Origin of the sequence: Lacibacter sp. (genome assembly GCF_035299325.1) — a bacterium.
GTDB lineage: Bacteria > Bacteroidota > Bacteroidia > Chitinophagales > Chitinophagaceae > Lacibacter.
In genome coordinates this window covers 54,499-78,140 of the sequence record NZ_DATGWT010000016.1, presented here as the reverse complement: position 1 = coordinate 78,140, position 23,642 = coordinate 54,499, and the positions used below count along the sequence as shown (strand labels likewise).

The following is a 23,642-nucleotide window of genomic DNA, read 5'->3' as shown; positions in this document are numbered from 1 at the left end:
CGCCTTTATTGAACCACATCAAAGCATTAGACAATATGAATACTTTCTACTGGTCTTTTTTCAGTTTTCAGCGGGAACCATTGATGAAGAATATGATCACCTACACGTAATGCATTGGCTGCAATGGTAAGTGCAGGATTAAACGCACCACAACTTGGAAAAAAGCTGGCATCAACCACATACACATTTTCAAGATCATGTGTTTTGCAGTTAAGATCGAGTACTGAAGTTGAAGGATCTGTTCCAAAGCGAAGTGTGCCATTCTGGTGACTCATGCCACTGATGTCGAGATCATAACCAGCCCATTGTACATCTTTATAGTCAGGATCAATTTCTCCCAATTCTTGAAAGATCTGTTTGAGTTTGTCTTTCAGTTTTTCATAGGCTGTATAATTAGTGCGTGTATAATGCACCTTTATGTTGCCGTCTTCACGAAGTGTAACACGATTATCAGGTGATGGAAGATCTTCAGCAGTAAGCCAGAAATCGATCGTCATTTCTTTTAGTTCATTGTACGATTTACCCGGTGCAATTTTTTCTGCCATCCATAAAATACTGTCGGGATCATTACGGCCCATCAGTTGAATTTCTCCCAACGGGTATTCGCTGTCATCAGCACCATGATAAAAATCTGCAAGACCAAGGCTTTTTTGGAAAACGCTATCGTTCTTCTTTCTCGTAAATGCTACCAGGCACCCATTGTGGTGCAACATTAAATTGCGGCCTACCTGGTTGCTGCTGTTCGCTAATCCTGCGGGATGTAATTCATTTGCACTGCGAAGAAACAATGCTGCACTGTTTACAGCACCACATGCAACGATCACCAATTCTGCTGTGAAATGTATCTCGTCATCATTTACAATTGCATCAACACCTGTTACACGTTTTCCTGTTTCATTTGTAACCAATCGTTTTGCGTACGCATTGGTTATGAGCGTAACATTTTGTTTTGCCAATGCCGGTCGTAACACAACGGTATGTGCATCGGCTTTCGATTCGGTAGGATCGGGGAAACCATCAAAGTTTTCCAATAGCACAGGAGATTCGTTAGGATTAATATCCTGCGGTCTTTTCATACCCATTGGTAATGGAAAAGGATGGAGCCCCAACTGTTTCATTTTATCTGACAGGTCTGCAATCACCGGCTCGTATGGTAGGGGAGAAAACGGATAGCTGTGAATTGTTTTTGGTTCTGTAGGGTCTGTATGGCGCTCGCCATGTACATGATACAAAAATTCAGCTTGTGTATAATATGACTCCAGTGTGTTGTATTGAAAAGGCCATGCAGGTGAAGTGCCACCATAATGTTTCACTTCCATAAAATCACTTTCACGAAAACGAAAAAGAGCAGCGCCATACATTTTGCTGTTGCCTCCTACGTTGTAATGAATGAAAGGTTTAAATGGTTTGTTATCCTTGTCGTACCAATTTTCATTGGGACGATAGCGACCGTTGGTCACAACTTCTTTTGCATCCCAATTCTCTTTTTCACGGGGAATAAAGCCGCCACGTTCAAGAATAAGAATTCGTTTTCCGCTTTGCGCAAGCTTGTAGGCGATGGTGCTTCCACCGCTACCAGTGCCAATGATGATGATATCGTAATGATTGTTCATATTATTTTTTCAGGTACAAAATGAATGATTTAACAGGTAAGACGTTGTCAATTATCTGACCCATTGAAGCAGATTTTTGGAAACGCAAAAGAGTTTTCTGAGATTTTGTTTATCCGGTTAAATCATTATTTGGATGTTCTAATGATGCGCTCTACTGCATATTGCCCGCCACCGATCATGAGTAATGCCAATGCCATACCCATCCATAAAAGAAAGTATTCATAACCTTCGCCTTTTTGGTTGCCAAACCAGTTACTGAAAAATCCATATTGAACATGAGATGTAAATGCAATGCCAGCTGCAAGAATAATGTAGGCAGCTGCAATTGCTCTTGTGCCAAGTCCTGCAATTAATGCAATAGCGCCAATAGATTCAAGCATGATCACAAGAAATCCGATGAGCCATGGTAACCCAACTGTTCCTGTGAAATATTGCATAGTGCCGGTAAAACCATAGCCACCGAACCAGCCAAATAATTTTTGTGCGCCATGCGGGAATACAACAAGCCCTAATAAAATTCTTAATGTTATTGCCGCAAGTGAAAGCGGTTGAAATGATGAGTTTTTCATTTGTGTATGATTGTTTAATTGCCGTAGAAAAATTGTTCTTTGATGATTTTGCCATCTTTCCATTCCTGCACAGAAACCTGTGTGTAATTGCGCACACCCCAATCTTTGTGTGTATAATCATAATGCCATTGCACCATCGATGTGTTATCGCCTGTAATTATTTTAAGCGGTGTGGCAGAGCGGAATTCAGTGATTGCTGCAAAGAATGCTTCTTCACGAAGCCTGTTAGCTTCTTTTCCGGTTGTGGGTGTTGTTTCATTTTCCTGCATCACCACATCATCATGATAGTAGTGATCAAAAGCTTCCAATGCTTTACCATTTAACACCAATTCATTGAGGTGTTGAATTTTTTCGAGAATAACTGACATATACTTTGTGTTTTAGAACCACAAAGATCTTACAGCAGGAAGGCTGAAAAAATAAACCAGGTTAATAAATCACGGGCAGTAATTATTTTTCATTCAGTAACTGTCTGCGGATCTTACTGAGAAATTCTTTGGTAATACCGAGATAGGAGGCTACCATGTATTGCGGCACCCGGTGTTCAATGGAGGCATATTGTTCCCTGAATTTCAGGTAACGTTTTTTTGCAGGCTCGCTGTAATTAACTACAATTCTATTCTGTGATGCAACAAATGCCTGTTGAATGATGAGTCTGAAAAAACGTTCAAGCTTAGGAACCTGTTGATAGAGCTCTTGTAAGTCATCATAATGGATCTGAGCCAATTCTGTTTTCTCCACACACTGAACATTCAGCTTTGCAGGTTCTCTTGAGATAAAACTACCGAGGTCGGCCGTCCACCAGTTTTCGATGGCAAGCATCACAATAATTTCCTGTGCATCCTGATCAATAAAATAAGTTTTTACACAGCCGGATAAAACAAAACTTTCAAAGTTGCAAACATCACCATTCTTTACAATGAAATCGGATTTCCCGAATTTTCGCACGGTAACTTTTGAGAGCAAAAGTGATTCCTCTTCTTTTGTAAGTGTGACATATCTATTAATGTAGTCAAGTAGTGGTTGCAATTTCATGCATTACTTTTTGTAATATGAAGCTACATGGTTTTAATGATATCCTTGCTTCTTCCATATTTATTGGCAATACTGTTTCTGCTGCTCCCGGTCTCATATACGACAATCTATTTCTTCAATCTTTCTCAATTTCATAAACAAAAAATAACGTTTAATGAAAAGTGCTGCTGTTATTATTTTATTGTTCATTGTCTCATCCTGCACAAAGGGAAAATTTATACAGCAGGAAGGAAATCTTGTGCCGAATACGGTTGAGCAGGATCCTACGCTACCGGCTCTTGCTGTAAATGGTACAGTTTTTCATGCAGAAACATTCGGCAACCCACAAAACAGCATATTGGTCATTTTGCATGGAGGGCCGGGAAGCGATTATCGTTATCTGTTAAACTGTAAGGAGTTTGCAAGCAGAGGTTACTTTGTTGTTTTTTTTGATCAGCGTGGATCGGGGTTGTCTAAACGTCATAATAAAGAAGATTTTTCCATACAACTCATGATCGATGATCTGAATGCTGTTATCCATTACTATCGAAAATCTCCAACACAAAAACTTTTTTTGCTCGGACATTCCTGGGGCGCTATCCTGGCAACGGCGTATATCAATCAATTTCCTTCCAATATAAATGGTGCAATTTTTTGTGAGCCAGGTGGATTTAAATGGACGGATATTGAAGCGTATGTTAAAAGAGCAAGAGACATAAGATTTACAAGTGAGATTTTAAACGATGCATTTTATCTCGATCAGTTTATTACAGGAAAAAAGGATCAACATGCAATCCTGGATTATAAACTCGGATTGTTGGCAGCAGCTGAAAGTTCTGCCGATAACCCCACAGGCAACGAGGCTTTATTGCCATTCTGGAGAGCTGGTGCAGTTGTGAATAAAGCACTATTTGAACTCGGCGAAAAGCAACAGCCAGACTGGACGGGCAATTTAAAACAGTTTACTCCTCCCGTTTTGTTTGTGTACAGTGAAAGGAACAGAGCCTACGGTTTAGATCATGCCAGGCTTGTATCATCTGCATACAAGCAAGTTCAACTGCAACGGGTAGACAATGCCGGGCATGATTTTTTAAGTTTCCCATCGGGATGGATGCAATTTTTCCCAGTGGCTTTACAGTATTTAAATTCTTTGTGAAATGAAAAGCATCGTTTTTGTTGCGGTTTTATTCAGCAGTTTTGCTGTAAAAGCTCAAACTGTAAATTGGGCTTCAGATCATCAGAGCGCAAGGCATCTTGCGTCGGGGCAATTAGCGATTGATAATGCGTTAACCTATTCAATTCAGTATGGCTATCGTGTAAAATCAAAACGGCAAACAATTATAAATCTTGAGTATGCCGCTCCTTTCGGTAAAACAATTGCTGATGATTTTAATATTAAGACAGGTGCGCAGTTCATGTGGGTGAAAAAAGGAAATCTTTATTTTGCTTCTGAGTTTCGAACTGTACTGCGACGATTTGAAAACAACTACACCCGTTTGGTAAATGTTGGTGCAGACATTTCAACTACAATCGGCTATTACAGGAAGCACTGGTTTGTTGCAGCAGAATTAGGTTTTGATAAAGCTATACTCACACATTTCAAACATTCAAAAGAGTATAAAGAAGTTTTTCCTGCAGTGAAAGACGGCTGGTATGAACCAGCAACTGGAGGCATTTTATATTTGGGGCTTCGACTTGGCTATTCAGCCCGTAACATTACAGTTTACCTGAAGGCAGGTAGAAAAATTGAGCAGGATCTTCAAACACAACCGTTATTACCGTTCTATGCTCAGATTGGTTTTGTGTTGCAGTTTAAAACGATCGGGAGCAAAAAATAATATTGATTTAAGAATAAAAGAAATTTGTGTGAAGATCAGTTGTGCATCTCTTTAACAATGCGTAGCCACTCTGCCACGCCCCACGCCTGTGCCACACAACCTCTTGGCGAATGCGGAGCATCTGCATCAAATATTTCGGAAACAGAACCAATACATCCTTCATTGAGATGACAAGCAAATGAGTCGATGATCTTTTTTATTTGATCTTTTGAATTCTTGTTATCTGTTTTTTTGATTGCATCAACGTATGGCCCAAGCAACCAACTCCACACAGTGCCCTGGTGATAAGAACCGTCACGTTTTAATGGGGAACCACCATATATTCCAACATAACGTTCATCTCCCAGAGGTAAACTTCGTAAACCAACAGGCGTGTACAATTCACTTGTAACAATATCTAATACAGCTTTTGCTTTCTCTCCTTCAAGTAAAGCGAATGGCAGACTGATAGCAAATAATTGATTGGGACGAAGCGATGGGTCAGGATTTCCGTCTTCATCGATAACATCATATAAATAGCCTGCTTCTTTGTTCCAGAAGGTTGTTTCAAAACTCTGTTTTGCTTTTTCGGCACTTAGTTCCACTAATGCTGCATCTTTTTCTTGCTTGTTCTTTCTCAACAGATCAGCAAAAATGCGAAGTGCATTATACCACAAGGCCTGTACTTCAACCGGCTTGCCCATACGTGGTGTAACAACCCAGTCGCCAATGCGTGCATCCATCCACGTTAGTTGCTGTCCTTTTTCACCGGCGTATAATAAACCATCTTCTGTTACATGAATATTGTAACGTGTTCCTTTAAAATGCCAATCAATAATTTCTTTTAGTACCGGCAACAATTCTGATAAAACAAACTCTTCATCAGCAGTTGCCGCCAGGTATTTATGTATTGCAATGAAATACCAGAGAGTGCCATCTACATTGTTATACTCAGGCGGTTCGTTATTATCCTGGAAACGATTAGGCAGCATGCCCATACTTACTGATTGTGCAAAGGATGATAATATTTTCTTTGCATCACTATACCTGCCTGTGCTCAGGCAAAGTCCGGGCAAGGCGATCATTGTATCTCTTCCCCAATCGGTAAACCAATGGTAGCCAGCAATAATTGTTTTAAGATCATCACCACGTTTTACAATGAACTGATCGGCTGCTAAGAGTAATTGTTTTGTTACATCATCTGTGTTATTATTCAGTAAAGAAAGTTTTCGTTTTTCTTCTTCCTTGAATAGCATAGTTGCATCCTTGTCTGAGGGATCAACAGTTGAAATGATAATACCCAGAACATCTCCTTTCTGAAGTTGAACAGAGAAAACGCCATGGCTCAGCAGATCTTCCTCAAAATCTAATCCACGGTATTGTTCAACACTGTATTGAAAACAATTGAACCAGGCGGGCGCATGCTGATAAGTTGCTTCGGGAATTTTTATGAACAGATCGGTTTCGCCATCAGGTATTGTATGAAAAACATCATTTGCAAATTCAGCATTCCATTGTAATTGAGGACCTTGGTGCTGTAAGGAATGATATCCTCTTGCTGCAACAAATGGTCTTAATTCGAGTGTGAAAGGCGTTGTAGCTTCTTCAACTTTATAAAGTACAAGCGTTGTGTTTTCATTCTGCACCATTGCGATCGTTTTTGTCAGTTGCACATGGTTCGCACGATAGTTCCATTGCGGGAACAACTCTTTACTGAATAGCTGCAGATAGTTATTCCCGTTGGGGCGTATCGTATTCTCCGGATAAAGATTCGTACCAAGCTCATAACGCACCGGCCCAACAGATGAATTGGTAACAATCGTTTCATCAAGTTTCGAAAGCAAGTTCATCCTTTCTGCTGGTGGTTTGGTGGCAGCAACCAGCAAACCATGATACCTGCGTGTGTTGCAGCCAAGGATCGACGAAGATGACCATCCACCTAAACCATTTGTTTCGATCCATTCATGACGGATGGCTTCGGGAAAATCAGCCAGTATTGTTTTGTCTTTTTGTAACATGATGATGTTATTTCAATTGCTTAGTCAGCAACTTTTAATGTACCGTTCTGTTGTTTCGCAGTTGCATGGGTTTTGTTGATACGTTGAATCAGTTCTGCCACAACCCCGGTCCATCCCGTTTGGTGTGATGCGCCAACACCTCTTGCCGTATCGCCATGGAAATATTCGTAGAACAATATAAGATCTTTAAAATGCGGATCATCTCTGTAGATATCATATTGATCATTTGCAGGACGATGTCCATCTTCGCCCATTTCAAAAATGGAAACAAGTCGCTTTGAAATTTCTTCTGATACTTCACTCAACATCATCTTATTCCCTGAACCTGTTGGAAATTCAACTTTGCAGTCAGATCCGTAGTAGTCACAATACTGTTTCAATGCTTTTACCAATAAATAGTTCATCGGCATCCACACAGGTCCACGCCAATTACTGTTTCCACCAAACAGGGAAGAAGTTCCTTCAGCAGGTTGATAATCGAGCCCAAAATCTTCTCCATTGATATTTACAGAGTAACCATGTTCATGAATTTTCGAAATAGAACGGATGCCCCCTTTACTCAAAAATTCTTTTTCATCAAGTAATGCCTTTAGCAAACGTTGTAAACGATCTTTTGGCACAAGCGATAACAAAATATCATCGTGTTGTTTCAGGTTTTCAATAACAAGGTATTGACCATTGTCTTTGCGGTATTTCTGAAACCATTTTAAACGTCGGTAGAAATCAGGTACTTTTTCAAGCTGTTCCTTTTTTAATACCAAAACGGCAAACATTGTAGAGAGTCCAACAAGGCTTCTTACTTTCAATGGAATATATCTGCCGTCGGGCATTGCCAACACATCATAAAAGAAACCTTCTTCTTCATCCCAGCTTCCGGTCCAGTTTTCACCAATACGATTTAAACTTTCAGCGATGTAAACAAAGTGTTCAAAAAACTTCGTGGTTACATCTTCATAGTTCTTGTTGTATTGTGCAATTTCCAATGCCATCTCCAGCATATTTAAACTGTACATCGCCATCCAGCTTGTACCATCGGCCTGTTCCAACACACCGCCACCTGGAATCATATTGCTGCGATCGAACACGCCAATATTATCAAGACCAAGAAACCCACCTTCAAATACATTGTTGCCTTTATGATCTTTCCGGTTTACCCACCAGGTGAAGTTGATCAATAATTTTTGAAACACACGTTCAAGAAAATCAATATCGCCTTTCCCGGTTTTTTCTTTTTCCATTTTGTACACCTGCAAACAACTCCATGCATGCACAGGTGGATTCACATCGCCAAAACTCCACTCATACGCAGGTAACTGACCGTTTGGATGCATATACCATTCACGTAAAAACAAAATGAGTTGTTCTTTTGCGAACTGCGGATCAACCATTGAAAGCGGCACACAATGAAATGCAAGATCCCATGCAGCATACCAGGGATATTCCCATTTATCGGGCATGGAAATAATATCTTCATTGTTGAGCGAGTGCCAGTGATGATTACGGCCCGTCTTTCTTGCTTCCGGTGGAGCTATCTGGCCCTTATCGCCATTGAGCCAACGTGGAATATCAATGTTGAAGTATTGCTTACTCCACAACATACCGGCAAATGCCTGTCGTTGAATAGAGCGTTGTTCCTTGTTTTCCTTTACAAGAATTGTGTCGTAAAAATCATCAGCTTCTGCAATGCGGGTGTTAAATACTTCTTCAACCATATCTGCAGATAACGGTTCAACGGGTAATTCTCTACCCAGGCGCAGGTAAATGATAGTTGATTCTTTTGCTGCAAGATTTACTTCATACATGGGTGCAAGTTTTGTTCCTTGCTTTTTCTCTTGCAGCAAATCGTATTGTTGATCAATAACAGCGGTATGAAATGCATCTTTCACAAAGGGAGTTGCATTTGGTTGATCGTATAGCCGCTGTGTATTTGTTTCATTCTCTGTAAAAAGGGTACGAAGAGGTTTGTCATAGGAAAAATAATATGTGCCCAATTCAGGATGCTGTAATTGTACACTGAAATCATTCAACTGTGTTATGGATGGTTTTTCATTTAATAAGCCAAAGCTCCAGAGGTTACGAAACCATAGGGTAGGGAGCAATGCAAGAAATGCAGTTTCATCGGCACGGTTACGAATGCTGATACGGATATAGATGTCTTCAGCATTCTGTTTGGCATATTCTGTTACAACATCAAAATATTTTCCATGGTTGAATAAGCCTGTATCGAGTAGTTCATATTCTTTTTCAAACTTGTTACGGTTGCGGTTTGTATTTACAAGATCAGCATAAGGATATTCCGCTTGCGGATACTTATACAAATGCTTCATGTAAGAATGTGTGGGTGTACTATCGAGATAATAATACAACTCTTTAACATCTTCACCATGATTGCCTTCGTTGCCGGTTAAACCAAATAGCCGTTCTTTCAGGATAGGGTCTTTGCCGTTCCATAATGCAACTGCAAAACAAATTCGCTGCATCTCATCGCTGATGCCTGCAATACCATCTTCACCCCAACGATAAACACGACTTCGTGCATGATCATACGGAAAATAATCCCATGCATTACCATGTTCACTATAATCTTCACGCACAGTTCCCCACTGCCGTTCACTCAGGTAAGGCCCCCATTTTTTCCAGTTGTTACCTGTCAATCGTTTTTGTTCTGCGTTCATGTTGTTTTATTTTGATGTCGGGTTCTCTTTTTTAATTACTCCTGCATTGCATGTAGATTCTTTCTGCTTAACCATTGTCTTCAAAGCCGGGATACAAGGTCATGCCGCCATCTACAAACAACGTAGTTCCGTTTACATAATCTGAATCATCACTTGCCAGCCATACAGCAGCTTTACCAATATCTTCTACTTGTCCAACACGTTTTTGCGGAATAAGTTTTAATAATTGTTGTAAATGTTCGCTTGTGTCCCACGCATCATGATTGATTGGAGTTGCAATGGCGCCGGGTGCAATGGAATTGATACGGATGTTTTTTGGCGCATATTCCTGTGCAATAGTTTTCATCATCAGGTTTACGCCTCCCTTACTCGCCGCATAGTTTGCGTGACCAGCCCAGGGAATTACTTCGTGTACACTGCTCATGCAAATTATCTTGCCAGCACTTTTCGATTTGCCATTAACACCCCTGCGCAAAAATTCTTTAATAGCTTCTCTTGCACAAAGAAACTGGCCGGTAAGGTTTACGCCAATCACAAAGTTCCATTGATCCAATGTCATTTCTGTAAAAGGTGCATCTTTTTGCAAGCCTGCATTGTTAATGAGAATATCAACTGTTCCAAATTGGTTGATGACATCTGAAAACATTTGCTGTACCTGGTCTTCTTTACTTACATCGCATTGATAGCTGATAGCTTTGCCACCGTTGGCAACAATTTCTGCTACAACTTTCTCCGCCATTTCTTTTCCGTTTACTACGGGATAGTTTACCACAACTGTTGCGCCTTCCTTTGCAAGTTCTTTCGATACACCTGCGCCAATACCACTGCTGGCGCCTGTTACAATAGCTATCTGTTCTTTTAATTTTTGGTTCATGTTGTTTTAATAAAGCGTTGAATAATGCTGTGATTGTTTATGTTCTTTGTAATCGGCTAATCCCTGTTTGATCAGTTGCAGTTCAAAATCGGTAACAATGTTCAGGTAGTTTTGATAGGCTTCTTCTGCTGAGCTGTATGGATTAAGAGGGTCTGGAGTTGTATAATTTTCAGGGGACATATAACTGAAGTAATCAGAAGCCTGTAATAATTTCCATGTTTTGCTAAGTGCCGGATGATTGCATCGGTTCACAGCTTTTTCAAGGCTGAAAATTTTATGCAGCATTTTATTCTGCATTGCATTTTCGCAACGGCTGCTGCTGTTTCCCCCGTTTGTTGCCCACGAAATAGTTTCACTCACATCGTACACATCGTTTGACGGATTTGTGGCAAGTATTGTTGAAGGTGTTGCAAACAACCAATCAGGGTTTTGCAAAATGTGGCCGGGTAAGGCTTCAAGAAAATCAAAAATGCCTGTTTCTTTTGTTTTATAGATGCCAAAGGTTTGATAGTCGAGCATCAGGTTGATGCATTCTGTATCTGCCGGATGTGCATGTATCCATGATGCAAATTTTTCGGCTGTCAACGGACGTTCGGGCCATTCGTCATCAGCAAAACGAAACGCAATATCATCACTCATCCTGAAGTTACGGAGCAATAATGGAATTTTATTGCCAGGGCTTGTATAGGTTTTGTTTCGTGAACGAAGATGCAATAACTGATCAACAGATTCACAAAACATTCCTTCAAAACCAAGTGAATGAATAAAAGCTGCAAGATTATTGTCATGGATAAGTTCTGTATTCCGAAATACATTTGGCGTTATTTTGAGCAATTCCTCAACGACTGCTTTATGTTTTTCTACCTGCCGTTTAAATTCGTTGCATGAATACAGCCAGCTGGCAGAATTGTTACATGGCTCTCCAAGTATTTCAACGCAACCTGTTTGTACAAGTCGTTTAAATTGTTGCAGCACATCGGGACGGTAAATCTCAAGTAATTCAAACATGATTCCACTTATAGAAAATGCTGCTTTGAAATTTCCTTCGTGCTCTTTAATGAGTTTTAATAAAAGACGATTAGCAGGCAACAGGCAATCGTCTGCTGTACGGTTTAGTTGGGCAATGGTAGCATCTTTATCAAAATAGTTATGGACTAACCCTACATCACTCGATGTATAGTTTGCTAATGCATAAGGTTGATGCACCCTGAATATGAATGATACAAATGGCATGTTTAGATCCGGTTGTTAAGAATTTCAGAAGAATGGCTCTGTGGAAACAGAACCATTATTTTCCTAACCCTAAATCAACCTTGTGAGAAAGGTTTAATGAATGCAAAGCTAATTGACAGGGTACGGTTATGCTGTCTTGTTATTTACAGTTATAGTAAATTAATTGCTTAATTCCAGATGAACTGATCGTTCAGTTCAATGTGTTTACGGTTGTAAAATAAAAGCCCCTCATCTCTCAGTTCATTAAAAAGCACATTTACACTTTGTCTGCTGGTTGCAATTACATTCGCAATGTCAGTATGTGTTAAATAATTGTTGAGGATAATCTTATCGCCAACACGGTTGCCATCCGTCATAGCCCAGTTTTTGATAAAACGGATCAGGCGGCTCTTTGCATCACGAAATACCAGGTCGGAATGCTTTGATTCAAGTTTGCGTAATTTTTTATTGACGAGGTTTGCATACGCTATTGCAATTGCAGGATTGTGATGCATTATTTGCTTCAGATCACCTATAGTGAAGATGCACACCACTGTATTTGCCGTAAGGGCTTCGGCATATTCATCAACAGCAATATTGCCTTCCATACTGAGGTCACCGAAAATATCAGGTGCAGTTAAAATGTCTTTGATAAGTTCACTGCTGTCGTCGTTGTTGATCTCGGCAATTTTTATTTTACCCTGGATGAGCAGGAAGATCTTGCTGAAGCTTGCATCTCCATAGCCAAAGCTTTCATTGCGGTAGATGGTTTTTACTTTCATCAACTCAGAAGCCTGCTGAATGCTCTGCTCAGTTGCATTTGCAAAGAGCGGGTGACTTTTTAAATAAGCATACTTAATTTCCGGTGACATGGTTTACTGTTTTAAAGGTTTAATGTTTATGATTAATGGTCTATTCAGTTTGTAATACGGCTGATAACTGTTTGCAGAATTGTTTTTAATTCTCTGTGACTCTCTGCAAAAACTAATGTTGCCGCTGGTTGGTTGTTTTTGTAATCGACATCAGGCAGCTGTATCAAGCTCAATTCGTATTCACTCATTTCTTCAATTTCAAACAGCTGCAAGGATGTAAAACTTCCGAAGTGCTGTTGATACCAGGCTTTTAGATCGTTACGCATAACAAATGATTTTTAGTTGATTTGTTCATCAGTATTTTCTGAAAGAGCCTGTTCTATTTTTTCGATCAATAACTGTTTTGATGTTAACCCCGTTGTGTGATCAACTACAGTTCCGTTTTTAAACAGCAGGATCGTAGGCAATTCGATTATGCCGAAGCGTTCGGCAAGACTGTTATCATGTTCTGTATCTACAATAAAAAAGTTAGCAACACCACGGTAGGTGAGAGATAGTTCTTTGTAAAACGGTTCAACTATCTGGCAGGCTCCACTCCATTGTGTTTTAAACTTCACGAGGGACAGCAATTTGCTTTCTGTTACTTTCGTTTTGAATTCTTCTGTTGTGATTTTGTTTGGCATAGTGTGAAAATTTCGGCATGGTATTTAAGGCCAACGCTATGCCGCATTTATATCAGCACTCAAAAAATGCCCTGAAACCCTTTGAAGCAAAGGGTTTTGTAATTTTTAACTTACAGGCTAGTGAATTGGTGAGTGTCTTTTTCTCCCAACCTGTTGGGAAAATCCCAACAGGTTGGGATTTTTTTATTGGGAAAATTCAGCCTTGTTTAATAAGGATAAAAAAACCATCCGTGTGGATGGTTAGATATTTTATGAAATAACATAAGATCATTTTGGCCGTGAGATGCCAAGTTTTTTCATACGTGCTTCAAGGGTTGTGGCATTGAGACCTAAAATTTTCGCAGCTCCTTTTTCACCACTTACTTTCCAGTTGGTTCTTTCTAAGGTTTGAATGATGTGTTCCTTTTCAACATCTTCTAATGTTTGTTTTGATGAAGAACTGTGATTGGCTGCTGATATTCCGGAAGCAGCAGGTATCCAATCGCCATATTCAAGCACTGAACCTTTTGAAATGATCAGAGCACGTTCAATTAAATTCTCCAGTTCACGAACATTACCCGGCAAGTTGTATTGGTGAAGAGCAGTTAAAACATCAGGGGCAACTTCAGTTATCTTTCTGCCCATTTTTGTTTCATGCTTGCGGATAAAATGTTTTACAAGCAGTGGAATATCTTCTTTACGGTCACGCAATGGGGGAGTGATGATCGGGAAAACATTCAAACGATAATAAAGATCTTCACGAAATTCTTTTTTCTCGATGGCTGTTTGCAGATTTCGATTGGTAGCAGCAATTATTCGAACGTTTACTTTCATTGTTTTAGGATTCCCCAAACGTTCAAATTCTCCTTCCTGTAATACACGCAGGAGTTTTGCCTGTAATTCAACAGGCAGCTCGCCGATTTCATCTAAGAAAATTGTCCCTGTGTCTGCCAACTCAAAGCGACCGATCTTTTTTTCCATTGCACCTGTAAATGCACCCCGCTCATGACCAAACAATTCACTTTCGATGAGATTGGCTGGAAGTGTAGCACAGTTTACTTTCACCAAAGGACGTTTATTTCGATTGCTGATATTATGTATGGCTCTTGCAATTAACTCTTTACCGGTTCCGGATTCCCCAAGAATTAATACCGTTGCATCAGTAGAAGCTACCTGTTCAATTTGTTGCAGTACTTTATGAAATTTTTTACTGGTACTTACAATGTCTTCAAAGTTGTGATTGTACTTTATCTCTTCCTGCAGGTATTGGTTCTGTGCTTTTAAACGAGCCTGTTCCTGTTCCATCAATACACGTTCTGTAATATCAATGAACATCGTTCTTGTAAATTGGCCACCAACATCGGGGTTCGACCACCACTGTATCCAAATCGGAGCACCGGTATCTTTGCGCCGCAATTCAAGCACAATTCCACTTGTGTCTGTACCTCTGCCAATTGAAGCAAACGCTTCTTTCAGTCGTTTTTGTGCGTCAGGTGTATCGGGCACAAGTGAACTTCCATAAGTATAAGGCACTTCTTCTGGTTTAACCCCCAGAATTTTCAACGCTGCCCTGTTTGCTTTTATAAATTTCGAATCCAGACCTTCGTGCACATAAGCAATGGGTGCCTGCTCAAACAGATCTTTGTAACGTTGATCGCTTTCTTTTAAACTTAAATCTAATGCTTTGTTGAGTTCTTCCAGTTTTTTAAGTGCGGAAAGCCTATCCATTTCAGCACCTGCTCTTGCAGCAAAAATGCGGAGTATGTTTGCTTGATTCTGATCGCTCGTCATGGGAATACTATCTAAGGCAGCAATATGTCCCAACACTTCACCTGTTTCGGGACTATCAATTGGAACAGCGATATACGATTGAATTCCTTTCTCTCCCGGGAAACTTTTTTCTAATTCATCTGCACAGAAATAATCCTTTCCGTTCATTACGTATTGACAGGGGGTTCCCTCCAGATCGTATTCAATATTTTCCAGTACTTGTTTACGGTCAACATAGGAGATGGTGCGTACTCTCGTTTTCTCTTCATTGGCACATTCCGACACAAGCGCATAACGTACACCTAAGACTTCCGTTACAATTTTGGTTAGACCTTGCAAATAGTCCATACCGGTGAGAGCAGCAGTACCTTCTGAAATGATGCGAAGTATATCTTCTTCTTTTTTTAATTTTCGAATATCCCTTACGATACTGCACGAAAATTCCTGTCCATTGTATTCAATATAATTTCCCGTTATTTCAACTTCATAGAGATACCCTTCTTTATGACGATGTTTTGCTTCAAACGTAATTTTCTTTGCTTTCTTTAGTTTTTTCCAGAAGTCCGGAAAATCCTGCACAATATCCGATGGATTAAGTTCAGGCACTTTCATCGCCAACAGCTCATCACGGCTCCTTCCGGTCATATAAGTAGCCATGTCATTTACTTCAATGATACTGCCATTTGCATTTACCCAAAATACAGCTTCGTGAAGATTGCGTAAGGTTTGCCGGTACAGTTCGATATCATATTTTTTCTGTTCCAGTTCTTTTTCAGATTGTATTCGCTCCAACTCACTTGCCAATTGAGCTGCGAAAATCTTCAACACAGCGATGCGGTCTGTTTGATCAGTGATTGGGTTGGGATCTGATGCTGCGATATGACCAAGCATTTCACCTGTAAGTTTACTGATGATGGGCACAGCAACATAAGCTTCAATTCCTTTTGCTCCTGAGTGGAATTTTTGTGCCGCTTTCGGCAAATAATAGGGATCACCTTTTATAACCATACTGCAGGCTGATTCGGCTGTGCTGTATTCAATATTATCCAGCACTTTGTCGCCCTCAACAAACGCAACAGTACGTAAACGTGTTTTCTCTTTGTTGGAACACTCTACAACAAAGCAGTAGCGCATACCAATAATTGTAGGTATTTTTCTTGTGAGTTCAAGTATGTAATCGTAACCAATGCGATCCAGTGTCGCTTCTGCTATTTGGGCGAGTAGATTATCTGCCAACTGTTTATGATCATCTGTATGGATCACTGGCTATTGAAGTTGATGGTTTATTAAAGTTACAAATTCAAATGTGAAAATTACGGGAAGCTGGTCGGGATAATGTCGGAGGGGTGACATTAGAACAGAAATTGTACTCTACTTAGTAATTTAGGTACTGTAGTTAAGGATTAACTCATACGTGTTGTTAACTTTTACATCGACAGATGATTTCCTGCTCATTCATTGTATTACGGAAGATTTAAGAGAAGATGATGTTTAGTGATTTTGAGAAAAGAATTATATAATCGAAAAAAGGAGGGCCTGGTAAGTTTTGTATCAATAAAAAGAGGCTGTATCATAATAAAATAAAGCTCCTGAGATTCGTTTAAACGGCTTCTGTTCTCTATTAGAGATCCAAAGAAATCCTAAAAAAGTTGTTTATGAGACAATCTATTTTTGTTTTCGTGCCAGTATTGGATTCGAACCAATGCCCAAATTGTTCTAAGAATTTTCTCCCACGTTAATTTATTTCACTACAGCTTTTGTAGATTTGAAGTGCAAGTGAAATCAAGCGAAACAAATTAACGATGTTTCACTGAAGAGCGGGTTTGAAAAAATTGTTATAAGATATTTAGTTGATTGTGAGCGGTTCCTGCATTAAAGTTTGAATCCTGACGCGGTCACACAGAATGCAAAAAGGGTTTCATTTATGAAACCCTTTTTTGTTGCGCTACTTTTCACGGGTTTGTTGCTGCTGGTGGCAATGCATTTTTTTCGCTGCTTTCAATGCCTGATTAATGCGAGTTGATAACAATCATCACCGTGACGCCACTATTTACACGAAATATCCAGGAAGATGACTCTTTTGGTACTGCTGCCTTACCGCTGGCATGGATGCCAACCATGTACAGAATTGGACACGAAAGAAGAAAGCTAACCGGCTAAACGAGTACAGGAGTGGATAGGCATGCGGTGTGCATTCCGGAGTGGGGTGTGGGGGTTGAAAGCGGTCGCATTTATACGTGGTGAGCGCTTTTAATAGGGATTATATAGGCTTTATCCAGGGAGTATAGTGGGAGTATCCTGCTATTATAAGCGAAGGATGGAGACGGTAGGCATTGAGCAATATGCAAAGGGCAATAGGCAATTGGCAAAGGGATTAGGGATTGGGAATTAGGGATAGGGAATTTCCGTCGGCCGGGGACTGGTTCGACCCAGTTAGTCAGGATATATAAATCCCGGCATCCACTGCGTGAGCCCCCGGGCAGAGAGAAACAGCCATCTTTGTAAAAAAAAACAGTATGCTTACAACCATTGTTCCCAAACTTCCGATGCGTGATAAATCAATCACACGAGAATTCTATTTAACTGAATTAGGTTTTACGGACATAGGTAGTGAAGACTATGATGGTTACCTGCTGGTGAAAAAAGATAACGCTGAAATTCACTTTTTTGAATTCAACGGACTTGACCCGAAAGAAAATTACGGGCAAGTTTATATTCGTACAAACGATATTGAAGCGCTTTACCAGTCGATGTTGGACAACAACAGCACAATACATCCGGCAGGGCATTTGCAAATCAAACCCTGGGGACAAAAAGAATTTGCCATGCTTGACCCGGACAACAATTTGCTTACGTTTGGACAACGTATTTAGCCGTTACTTTTCCTGGCAGTTGTTTTGCATGAACTATTGCGTTGAGAACAGTTAAACCGGGGACGCAGCGTAAGGTGCGGAAATGTATTGCTATTCGCTCAACCTGAATACGACGGGCAGAATAAAAACCATGTTTGCTTTGTCGCCATCCTGTAAAGCCGGTATCCATTTCGGCATCCGGTTAACGATACGCAGGGCTTCACTGTCCAGAAAAGGGTTGACTTTATTTACGACTTCTATATCTTCTAAACTGCCGTTTGTTGAGACTGTAAACTTAACCCGTACAGTACCCTCTATTCCTTCTTTTCTTGCATCGGGTGGGTAACGAAAATTTCTTGTCATGAATAACCGTAAACTGTCGTTTCCTCCCGGGAAACTGGCTGGTACATGATGTACAAACCAGGCGGTATCTGCTCCATTGCGGCCATAACATTTACCCTCGACAAATGTGCCATCATTGTATGTGTCTATTCGCCTCAATTGACCGCTTGGCCAGTACGTTTTATGCGATCCTGTTAACCGGTTATTATGGTATAATCGTTCATCCACTAACTGTCCGTTATTATATCGCTTGAAAACCCCTTGAAGAACCGGAGTGGGTCTGTAAGGGAAAAAATTCAATTCCTCCTGTAAAGTGCCATCCTTTAAGTAGCGCAACAATCTTACTTGTTGCGTATCGGTTTTGTTTTTGAAAACGACATTGAAACGGGCAGCCGAGTCATTATGGGAAACAGTAGTTCCTGTTTTTGAAAGCCAGATAGTGTCCTGAGAAAATGAATGAACTACTAATACCAGTGTAAATGCAGTTGAGAGAAATTTTCGTTTAAACATGAACGGTTTGAATTGGTTAATGCTTTTGAGCGTCAAACAAGGGTTTAGGATTTAAAGATAAAAAATGATTGCAATGTTAAGTAAAATACCAGGCATGAAAACATTCTTCCGTTTGCCCGGGGGATGGTGTAACCGACCCTGGGATTTATATGTTACCACGAAATCATTTAAACGCAATGTGCTTTTGAGATGATATTGTTGAGAAGCAATAAAGCAAATGAATGAATCACGGCGAGAGTTTTCCGGGAAATTGGCTTAGAAACAATGTTCAGAAGTTCCGTTACAGCAGATACTACGTAATCATTTTATTCATCGTTAAAGAACTTAATTTATTATAGTTTATTGCAGCACTCTGAAATAAGATCAACTTTTTTGTGTTTCAAAAAAAAAAGATTAGTGATGCAACGATATTACTTTCATTGGTATCACTATAAAAAACAAACGGTGGGTTTCATGTTGGCTTTGAACAATTTGTTTACCCGAAAAAAAACTATTGCAGATCGTTAGTGGAAAATGAATCAGTTAACCTGACATTATTCTTGTGTCCGTTAATTGATGGAGAGAAGTTTTTTCATCCTGTTAAAAAAATATACCAAACAAAGTTGGTATCAGACTGTCGGTATAATATGTACTCTGTGTTTTGTTTTAGTTTTTTTTAGTGTTTGCGGGAAGTTCGATCATCTCAATTCCTTTAATGAAAAGTAAATTCCAATGCCTGAGAGATACTTATTCTGAATATGACTATTTATAGTAGCAACTTTTTATACAGCCGGCCATTGTTCATTAAATCTTATCACCAAAAATTTTTTTTCATGAAACAAACAATCAAACAAACAGTATTTTTTTTCTTTTTTTTCCTTTTCGCACTAACCGTTTTTGTTGCCTGTAAGAAAGAGAATAAGTCACTGACAACTGTGGAAAAGCAATTATCAGCAAGAGAGTGGCAAATTACAAGTATTACACGGCCTAAAATTTCCAACCCGGCTGAAGACAGCAGTATCGCTAAAAATTGTTCTACAGACGACAGATTGACTTTTGGAATAAATGGGAATTCCCGTTCCTTCCAGTTCAAGGATAACTCAGCGAAATGTGACACGACAATTTTTCAATATGATAATGGTGCATGGCTTTTAAATTCAAGTCAGAATAACCTCCAGCTCAATGGAGCAATCCGGCTTCAGAATTGGAAAATTTTACTTCTTAATGATTCAATTCTTAAAGTGCAATGGCTTGACAGCATTTCCACATCAAACAAAGTTTTGAAAACAATTACATTAAAAAATAAATAATTCAACTAGTATCGGGTAATTTATAGTTTGTAAATTCTCAATTTATATAGGAATTACAAACACTCGAGCTTTGGTCAGGAAGTATAATCAGCACGATAGAGCATCCCGGGCGATGCTCTATTGTGCTGCTGTGTTTATGATTTTGCTGAGGCGCTATCAATAAGAAAACCGGACATCCTGGTCACAAAGCAAATCGTTTTTTAAGATGTGTAAGGTTTAAAACGAAGCCTTTTTTCAGCCTCGTCACCTAACAAACAAAGATGAAGTGACTGCATGAGGATGATAGGTTGTTATGTGAAAGATTTTAGTACGAAATTATTTAAACGCAATGTGCATTCCGGAGGCATTGTTGAGAAGTAAATTTAATTTATGACACACTTCAATTACCAACTAGTTAAACCCGATGATGATGATATTATTACGGTTATTGCAAACTGGTATTTAAATGAATGGAATATACCTGTTGCCGCAACCGTCGAAAAAATAAAAAAACTTTCGGCTGACAAGCATGAGTTTCAATTCTTAATGACACTTGATCATCAACCAATCGCAACCGGCGGGCTTTACAACCACGTTGGGCTGCTGGATAAAGAGCCACGACTCAACGTGTACGAAAACTGGTTGGCTTTAGTTTATACATTACCGGGTATGAGAGGAAAAGGTTTTGGAGCATTCATCTGCAATCATATTCAAGATCACGCAAAAACGCTTGGACTCAAGGATATTTACTTATTTACACACACTGCGGAAAATTTATACAAGCGATTAGGTTGGCAACAATTGGAGCGACTTGCTTTGGGAGGGAAGGATATAGTGGTGATGAGAAAGCAATTGTAAGTTGAGCATTCGAATCGAAGTAACAAAACAACTACCTGGGTTCTTATGTCTTTTTTCCCGGCAACGTTGCCAATTGATAAAGCTGAAATACCTGCAGCAGAATGACGAGGACGTTGTGCGATAGATGTTAGTACGAAATTATTTAATTGCAATGTTCCTTCCAGGAGACATCGCTGAGAAACAATATTCTTAACCGTTACCTTGTTCCTATATCAATCACTTGTTGTTTCAGAGCACCTGACTTATTATGACAGATTTGAAGAGGCGATTGTTAAAAATCCGAAAGTCGGGTACGAAGGTTTTAAAACGATTATAGCGGGGTTTAACAGGAAAGGATAATTCTGATTTTCTTCATTCGTTGTACTACCACAGGCAACTGAGAATAATTGTCCTTAGTTTACAAAGCCGATATGCTTTCCGGAACATTCCGGAATGTTATACCGGGCATTTCTCATTGAATGAATTTAGGTTTCGATCATTGATGAGAACTCAATATAATACTAAAATATTTAGTATTATTCTGTATCTTTGATTCCGATGTTGCCTGAAAAAGCCCATATTATTGAACAACTGCAAAAGGATTTGCTGAAGCTTGCAGGCATCAGACCGGTTGCCTATGATTCGAATTTGCCACCCGGCCTGGGATTTTTAAAAGAACATTTTCCGCAAGCCAGTTTTCCCATTGGAGCTATGCATGAATTTGTATGCAGCGGAAAGGAACGTATTGCTGCAACCGAAGGTTTTGTTTCGGCATTGTTGAGCACTTTGATGAATACACATGCGATCACCGTATGGATAACATCCTGCAACACATTGTTTCCACCTGCATTCAAATTGTTTGGGATCGATCCCGACCGAATCATCTTTATTCAATTAATAAAAGAAAAAGATTTGCTGTGGGCCATGGAAGAAGCTTTAAAATGCGAGGGACTTACTGCAGTTGTTTGTGAATTGCAAGAGCTCAGTTTTACATCTTCACGTAGGTTTCAGTTAGCAGTTGAGCAAAGTGCGGTTACAGGTTTTATTCTTCGTGTGAATCCACGCAAAGTAGTACCAACTGCTTGTGTGTGCCGCTGGCAAATTTCTTCTATAGCAAGTGAAATAACAGATATTCCCGGTGTTGGTTTTCCAAAGTGGAATGTAGAATTATTAAAAGTGCGTAATGGAAAGCCTGGCTCATGGCAGGTTGAATGGGCTGCAGGTAAATTTCATTTGCTTAACGAAGTGGCAGCAATTGAATTTGAACAACGAAAGAAAACAGGATGAGATGACGAAGCGATTTGTGGCGATATGGTTTCGTTTTTTAAAAACGGATTGGTTTGTTCGTCGGCATCCAACACTGCTTACAATTCCATTTGTGTTAGCAAGTCCGGATCATGGTCGGATGGTGATTACTGCTACAAATCCATTGACAGAACAGGAAGGTATTTACAGTGGAATGGTAGTGGCCGATGCAAGAGTCATTATTCCAACATTAAACGTGTTGGATGATCAACCCGGCTTGCCTGCAAAATTATTGAACGGTTTAGGTGAATGGTGCATTCGTTTTACGCCAGTTGTGGCAATTGATTTACCGGATGGTCTTTTATTGGATGTGTCCGGTTGCGCTCACCTATGGGGAGGAGAAGACTTATACCTGAAACAGATTGTAAGCAGATTAAAAAACATAGGCTATCATGTACGTGCAGCAATGGCTGATACCATTGGTGCAGCATGGGCCTTTGCACGATTTGGAAGTGGGTTTGAGATCATAGAAACAACTAAACAGGCAACAGCATTACTTGCATTGCCACCGGAGTCGCTTCGGTTGGAAGCAGAAACAGTGGAGCGTTTGCATGTATTAGGTTTACGAAAAATTCAAAACTTCATCAATCTGCCACGTTCAACACTTCGCAGGAGATTTGGTGAACAATTTATCAAACGGTTGAACCAGGCATTGGGGCATGAAGAAGAGATCATTATTCCATTACACCCAGTTGAACTGTATTGTGAGCGTTTAACTTGTCTTGATCCCATCGTTACACGAACAGGAATTGAAATTGCTTTGCAACAATTACTGGAAGCATTGTGTAAGCGTCTTCAACAGGAACAAAAAGGATTGCGTACTGCATGTTTTAAATGTTATCGTGTAGATGGGATAACCATACCGGTTGAAATTGGTACCAATCGGGCTACGTTCAACATAACTCATCTGTTTAAATTATTTGAATTAAAACTATCGGGAATTGAACCTGCATTAGGAATAGAATTGTTTACACTCGATGCAACAAAAGTAGAAGACGTATCAACAATGCAAGGGCAGCTATGGCAAAAAACGGGGGGCTTGAATGATACAGGTTTAGCAGAGTTACTTGATCGCTTTACAGGAAAATTTGGTGCAAAACATATTCAACGCTATTTACCCGATGAACATTATTGGCCCGAACGATCCTTTAAATCAGCACAAAATTTATTTGAAGAAAATACAGCAGGGTGGAAAGTAGAACGACCGAGACCCTTGCAACTATTATCCTCACCTGCACCAATTGAAGTAACAGCACCGATTCCTGATTATCCACCGATGTTGTTTCGATATAAAGGAACATTACACAAAGTGATAAAAGCAGATGGTCCCGAACGGATTGAACAGGAGTGGTGGTTACAGCAAGGACAGCATCGTGATTATTATTATGTAGAAGATGAACATGGTTGCCGTTACTGGATCTTCCGTTTAGGACATTACACCGACGAATCGTATCAATGGTTCTTACATGGATTCTTTGCTTAAAAATTGTGA

General features: G+C 39.8%; 21 protein-coding genes. 8 read left to right on the top strand and 13 right to left on the bottom strand.

Annotated features, from left to right (window positions below):
- Positions 1–26: 26 nt before the first annotated feature.
- The 4 genes from VK159_RS10340 to VK159_RS10325 form a co-directional block, all read right to left on the bottom strand.
- Entirely contained in the window at positions 27–1,613 is a 1,587-nt protein-coding gene (locus tag VK159_RS10340) for a GMC family oxidoreductase (RefSeq protein WP_324230060.1), read from the bottom strand.
- A gap of 125 nt (positions 1,614–1,738) precedes the next feature.
- Positions 1,739–2,182, bottom strand: coding sequence for a DoxX family protein (locus VK159_RS10335; RefSeq protein ID WP_324230059.1), 444 nt, complete (start codon positions 2,180–2,182; stop codon positions 1,739–1,741).
- Between the two features lie 14 nt (positions 2,183–2,196).
- A complete protein-coding gene (locus VK159_RS10330; RefSeq protein ID WP_324230058.1) occupies positions 2,197–2,550 on the bottom strand; it encodes a nuclear transport factor 2 family protein in 354 nt (117 codons plus the stop codon).
- An 82-nt stretch (positions 2,551–2,632) separates the two neighbouring features.
- A complete protein-coding gene (locus VK159_RS10325; protein ID WP_324230057.1) occupies positions 2,633–3,217 on the bottom strand; it encodes a Crp/Fnr family transcriptional regulator in 585 nt (194 codons plus the stop codon).
- A gap of 154 nt (positions 3,218–3,371) precedes the next feature.
- Between VK159_RS10325 and VK159_RS10320 the strand changes: the two genes are divergently transcribed.
- A complete protein-coding gene (locus VK159_RS10320) occupies positions 3,372–4,352 on the top strand; it encodes an alpha/beta hydrolase (RefSeq protein ID WP_324230056.1) in 981 nt (326 codons plus the stop codon).
- Position 4,353: 1 nt separating this feature from the next.
- Positions 4,354–5,034 (top strand): hypothetical protein, encoded by a 681-nt coding sequence (locus VK159_RS10315; protein ID WP_324230055.1) that lies wholly within the window; start codon positions 4,354–4,356, stop codon positions 5,032–5,034.
- A 35-nt stretch (positions 5,035–5,069) separates the two neighbouring features.
- Here the strand turns inward: VK159_RS10315 and VK159_RS10310 are convergent, their stop codons facing one another.
- From VK159_RS10310 to VK159_RS10280, 7 genes are all read right to left on the bottom strand, one after another.
- Positions 5,070–7,031 carry an amylo-alpha-1,6-glucosidase gene (locus VK159_RS10310; protein WP_324230054.1) on the bottom strand — a complete coding sequence of 654 codons (1,962 nt, stop codon included), beginning with the start codon at positions 7,029–7,031 and terminating at the stop codon, positions 5,070–5,072.
- A gap of 20 nt (positions 7,032–7,051) precedes the next feature.
- Positions 7,052–9,706, bottom strand: a complete 2,655-nt coding sequence (locus VK159_RS10305) for an MGH1-like glycoside hydrolase domain-containing protein (RefSeq protein WP_324230053.1) — start codon at positions 9,704–9,706, stop codon at positions 7,052–7,054.
- A 67-nt stretch (positions 9,707–9,773) separates the two neighbouring features.
- The gene (locus VK159_RS10300; protein WP_324230052.1) at positions 9,774–10,580 is read right to left on the bottom strand and encodes an SDR family oxidoreductase; all 807 of its coding nucleotides are present in this window, start codon (positions 10,578–10,580) and stop codon (positions 9,774–9,776) included.
- Between the two features lie 6 nt (positions 10,581–10,586).
- On the bottom strand, positions 10,587–11,813 hold the full coding sequence (locus VK159_RS10295; RefSeq protein WP_324230051.1) for a glycoside hydrolase family 57 protein: 1,227 nt from the start codon (positions 11,811–11,813) through the stop codon (positions 10,587–10,589).
- Positions 11,814–11,980: 167 nt separating this feature from the next.
- A complete protein-coding gene (locus VK159_RS10290) occupies positions 11,981–12,664 on the bottom strand; it encodes a Crp/Fnr family transcriptional regulator (RefSeq protein ID WP_324230050.1) in 684 nt (227 codons plus the stop codon).
- 44 nt (positions 12,665–12,708) lie between these two features.
- A complete protein-coding gene (locus tag VK159_RS10285; RefSeq protein ID WP_324230049.1) occupies positions 12,709–12,930 on the bottom strand; it encodes a hypothetical protein in 222 nt (73 codons plus the stop codon).
- A 12-nt stretch (positions 12,931–12,942) separates the two neighbouring features.
- A complete protein-coding gene (locus VK159_RS10280; protein ID WP_324230048.1) occupies positions 12,943–13,287 on the bottom strand; it encodes a thioredoxin family protein in 345 nt (114 codons plus the stop codon).
- 17 nt (positions 13,288–13,304) lie between these two features.
- Here VK159_RS10280 and VK159_RS10275 point away from each other — a divergent pair, with 17 nt between their 5' ends.
- The gene (locus tag VK159_RS10275; RefSeq protein ID WP_324230047.1) at positions 13,305–13,547 is read left to right on the top strand and encodes a hypothetical protein; all 243 of its coding nucleotides are present in this window, start codon (positions 13,305–13,307) and stop codon (positions 13,545–13,547) included.
- Positions 13,548–13,554: 7 nt separating this feature from the next.
- Here the strand turns inward: VK159_RS10275 and VK159_RS10270 are convergent, their stop codons facing one another.
- Positions 13,555–16,299, bottom strand: a complete 2,745-nt coding sequence (locus tag VK159_RS10270) for a sigma 54-interacting transcriptional regulator (protein WP_324230046.1) — start codon at positions 16,297–16,299, stop codon at positions 13,555–13,557.
- Positions 16,300–17,552: 1,253 nt separating this feature from the next.
- Here VK159_RS10270 and VK159_RS10265 point away from each other — a divergent pair.
- On the top strand, positions 17,553–17,909 hold the full coding sequence (locus tag VK159_RS10265; protein WP_324230045.1) for a VOC family protein: 357 nt from the start codon (positions 17,553–17,555) through the stop codon (positions 17,907–17,909).
- 90 nt (positions 17,910–17,999) lie between these two features.
- Here the strand turns inward: VK159_RS10265 and VK159_RS10260 are convergent, their stop codons facing one another.
- Complete coding sequence (locus VK159_RS10260) at positions 18,000–18,740, bottom strand: TonB family protein (protein ID WP_324230044.1); 741 nt, start codon at positions 18,738–18,740, stop codon at positions 18,000–18,002.
- Between the two features lie 812 nt (positions 18,741–19,552).
- On the opposite strand from VK159_RS10260, the gene VK159_RS10255 reads away from it, so the two are divergent.
- From VK159_RS10255 to VK159_RS10240, 4 genes are all read left to right on the top strand, one after another.
- Positions 19,553–20,029 (top strand): lipocalin family protein, encoded by a 477-nt coding sequence (locus VK159_RS10255; protein ID WP_324230043.1) that lies wholly within the window; start codon positions 19,553–19,555, stop codon positions 20,027–20,029.
- A gap of 369 nt (positions 20,030–20,398) precedes the next feature.
- The gene (locus tag VK159_RS10250) at positions 20,399–20,866 is read left to right on the top strand and encodes a GNAT family N-acetyltransferase (protein ID WP_324230042.1); all 468 of its coding nucleotides are present in this window, start codon (positions 20,399–20,401) and stop codon (positions 20,864–20,866) included.
- 537 nt (positions 20,867–21,403) lie between these two features.
- A complete protein-coding gene (locus VK159_RS10245; protein WP_324230041.1) occupies positions 21,404–22,132 on the top strand; it encodes an Error-prone repair protein ImuA in 729 nt (242 codons plus the stop codon).
- Position 22,133: 1 nt separating this feature from the next.
- A complete protein-coding gene (locus VK159_RS10240) occupies positions 22,134–23,633 on the top strand; it encodes a DNA polymerase Y family protein (protein WP_324230040.1) in 1,500 nt (499 codons plus the stop codon).
- Positions 23,634–23,642: the final 9 nt, after the last annotated feature.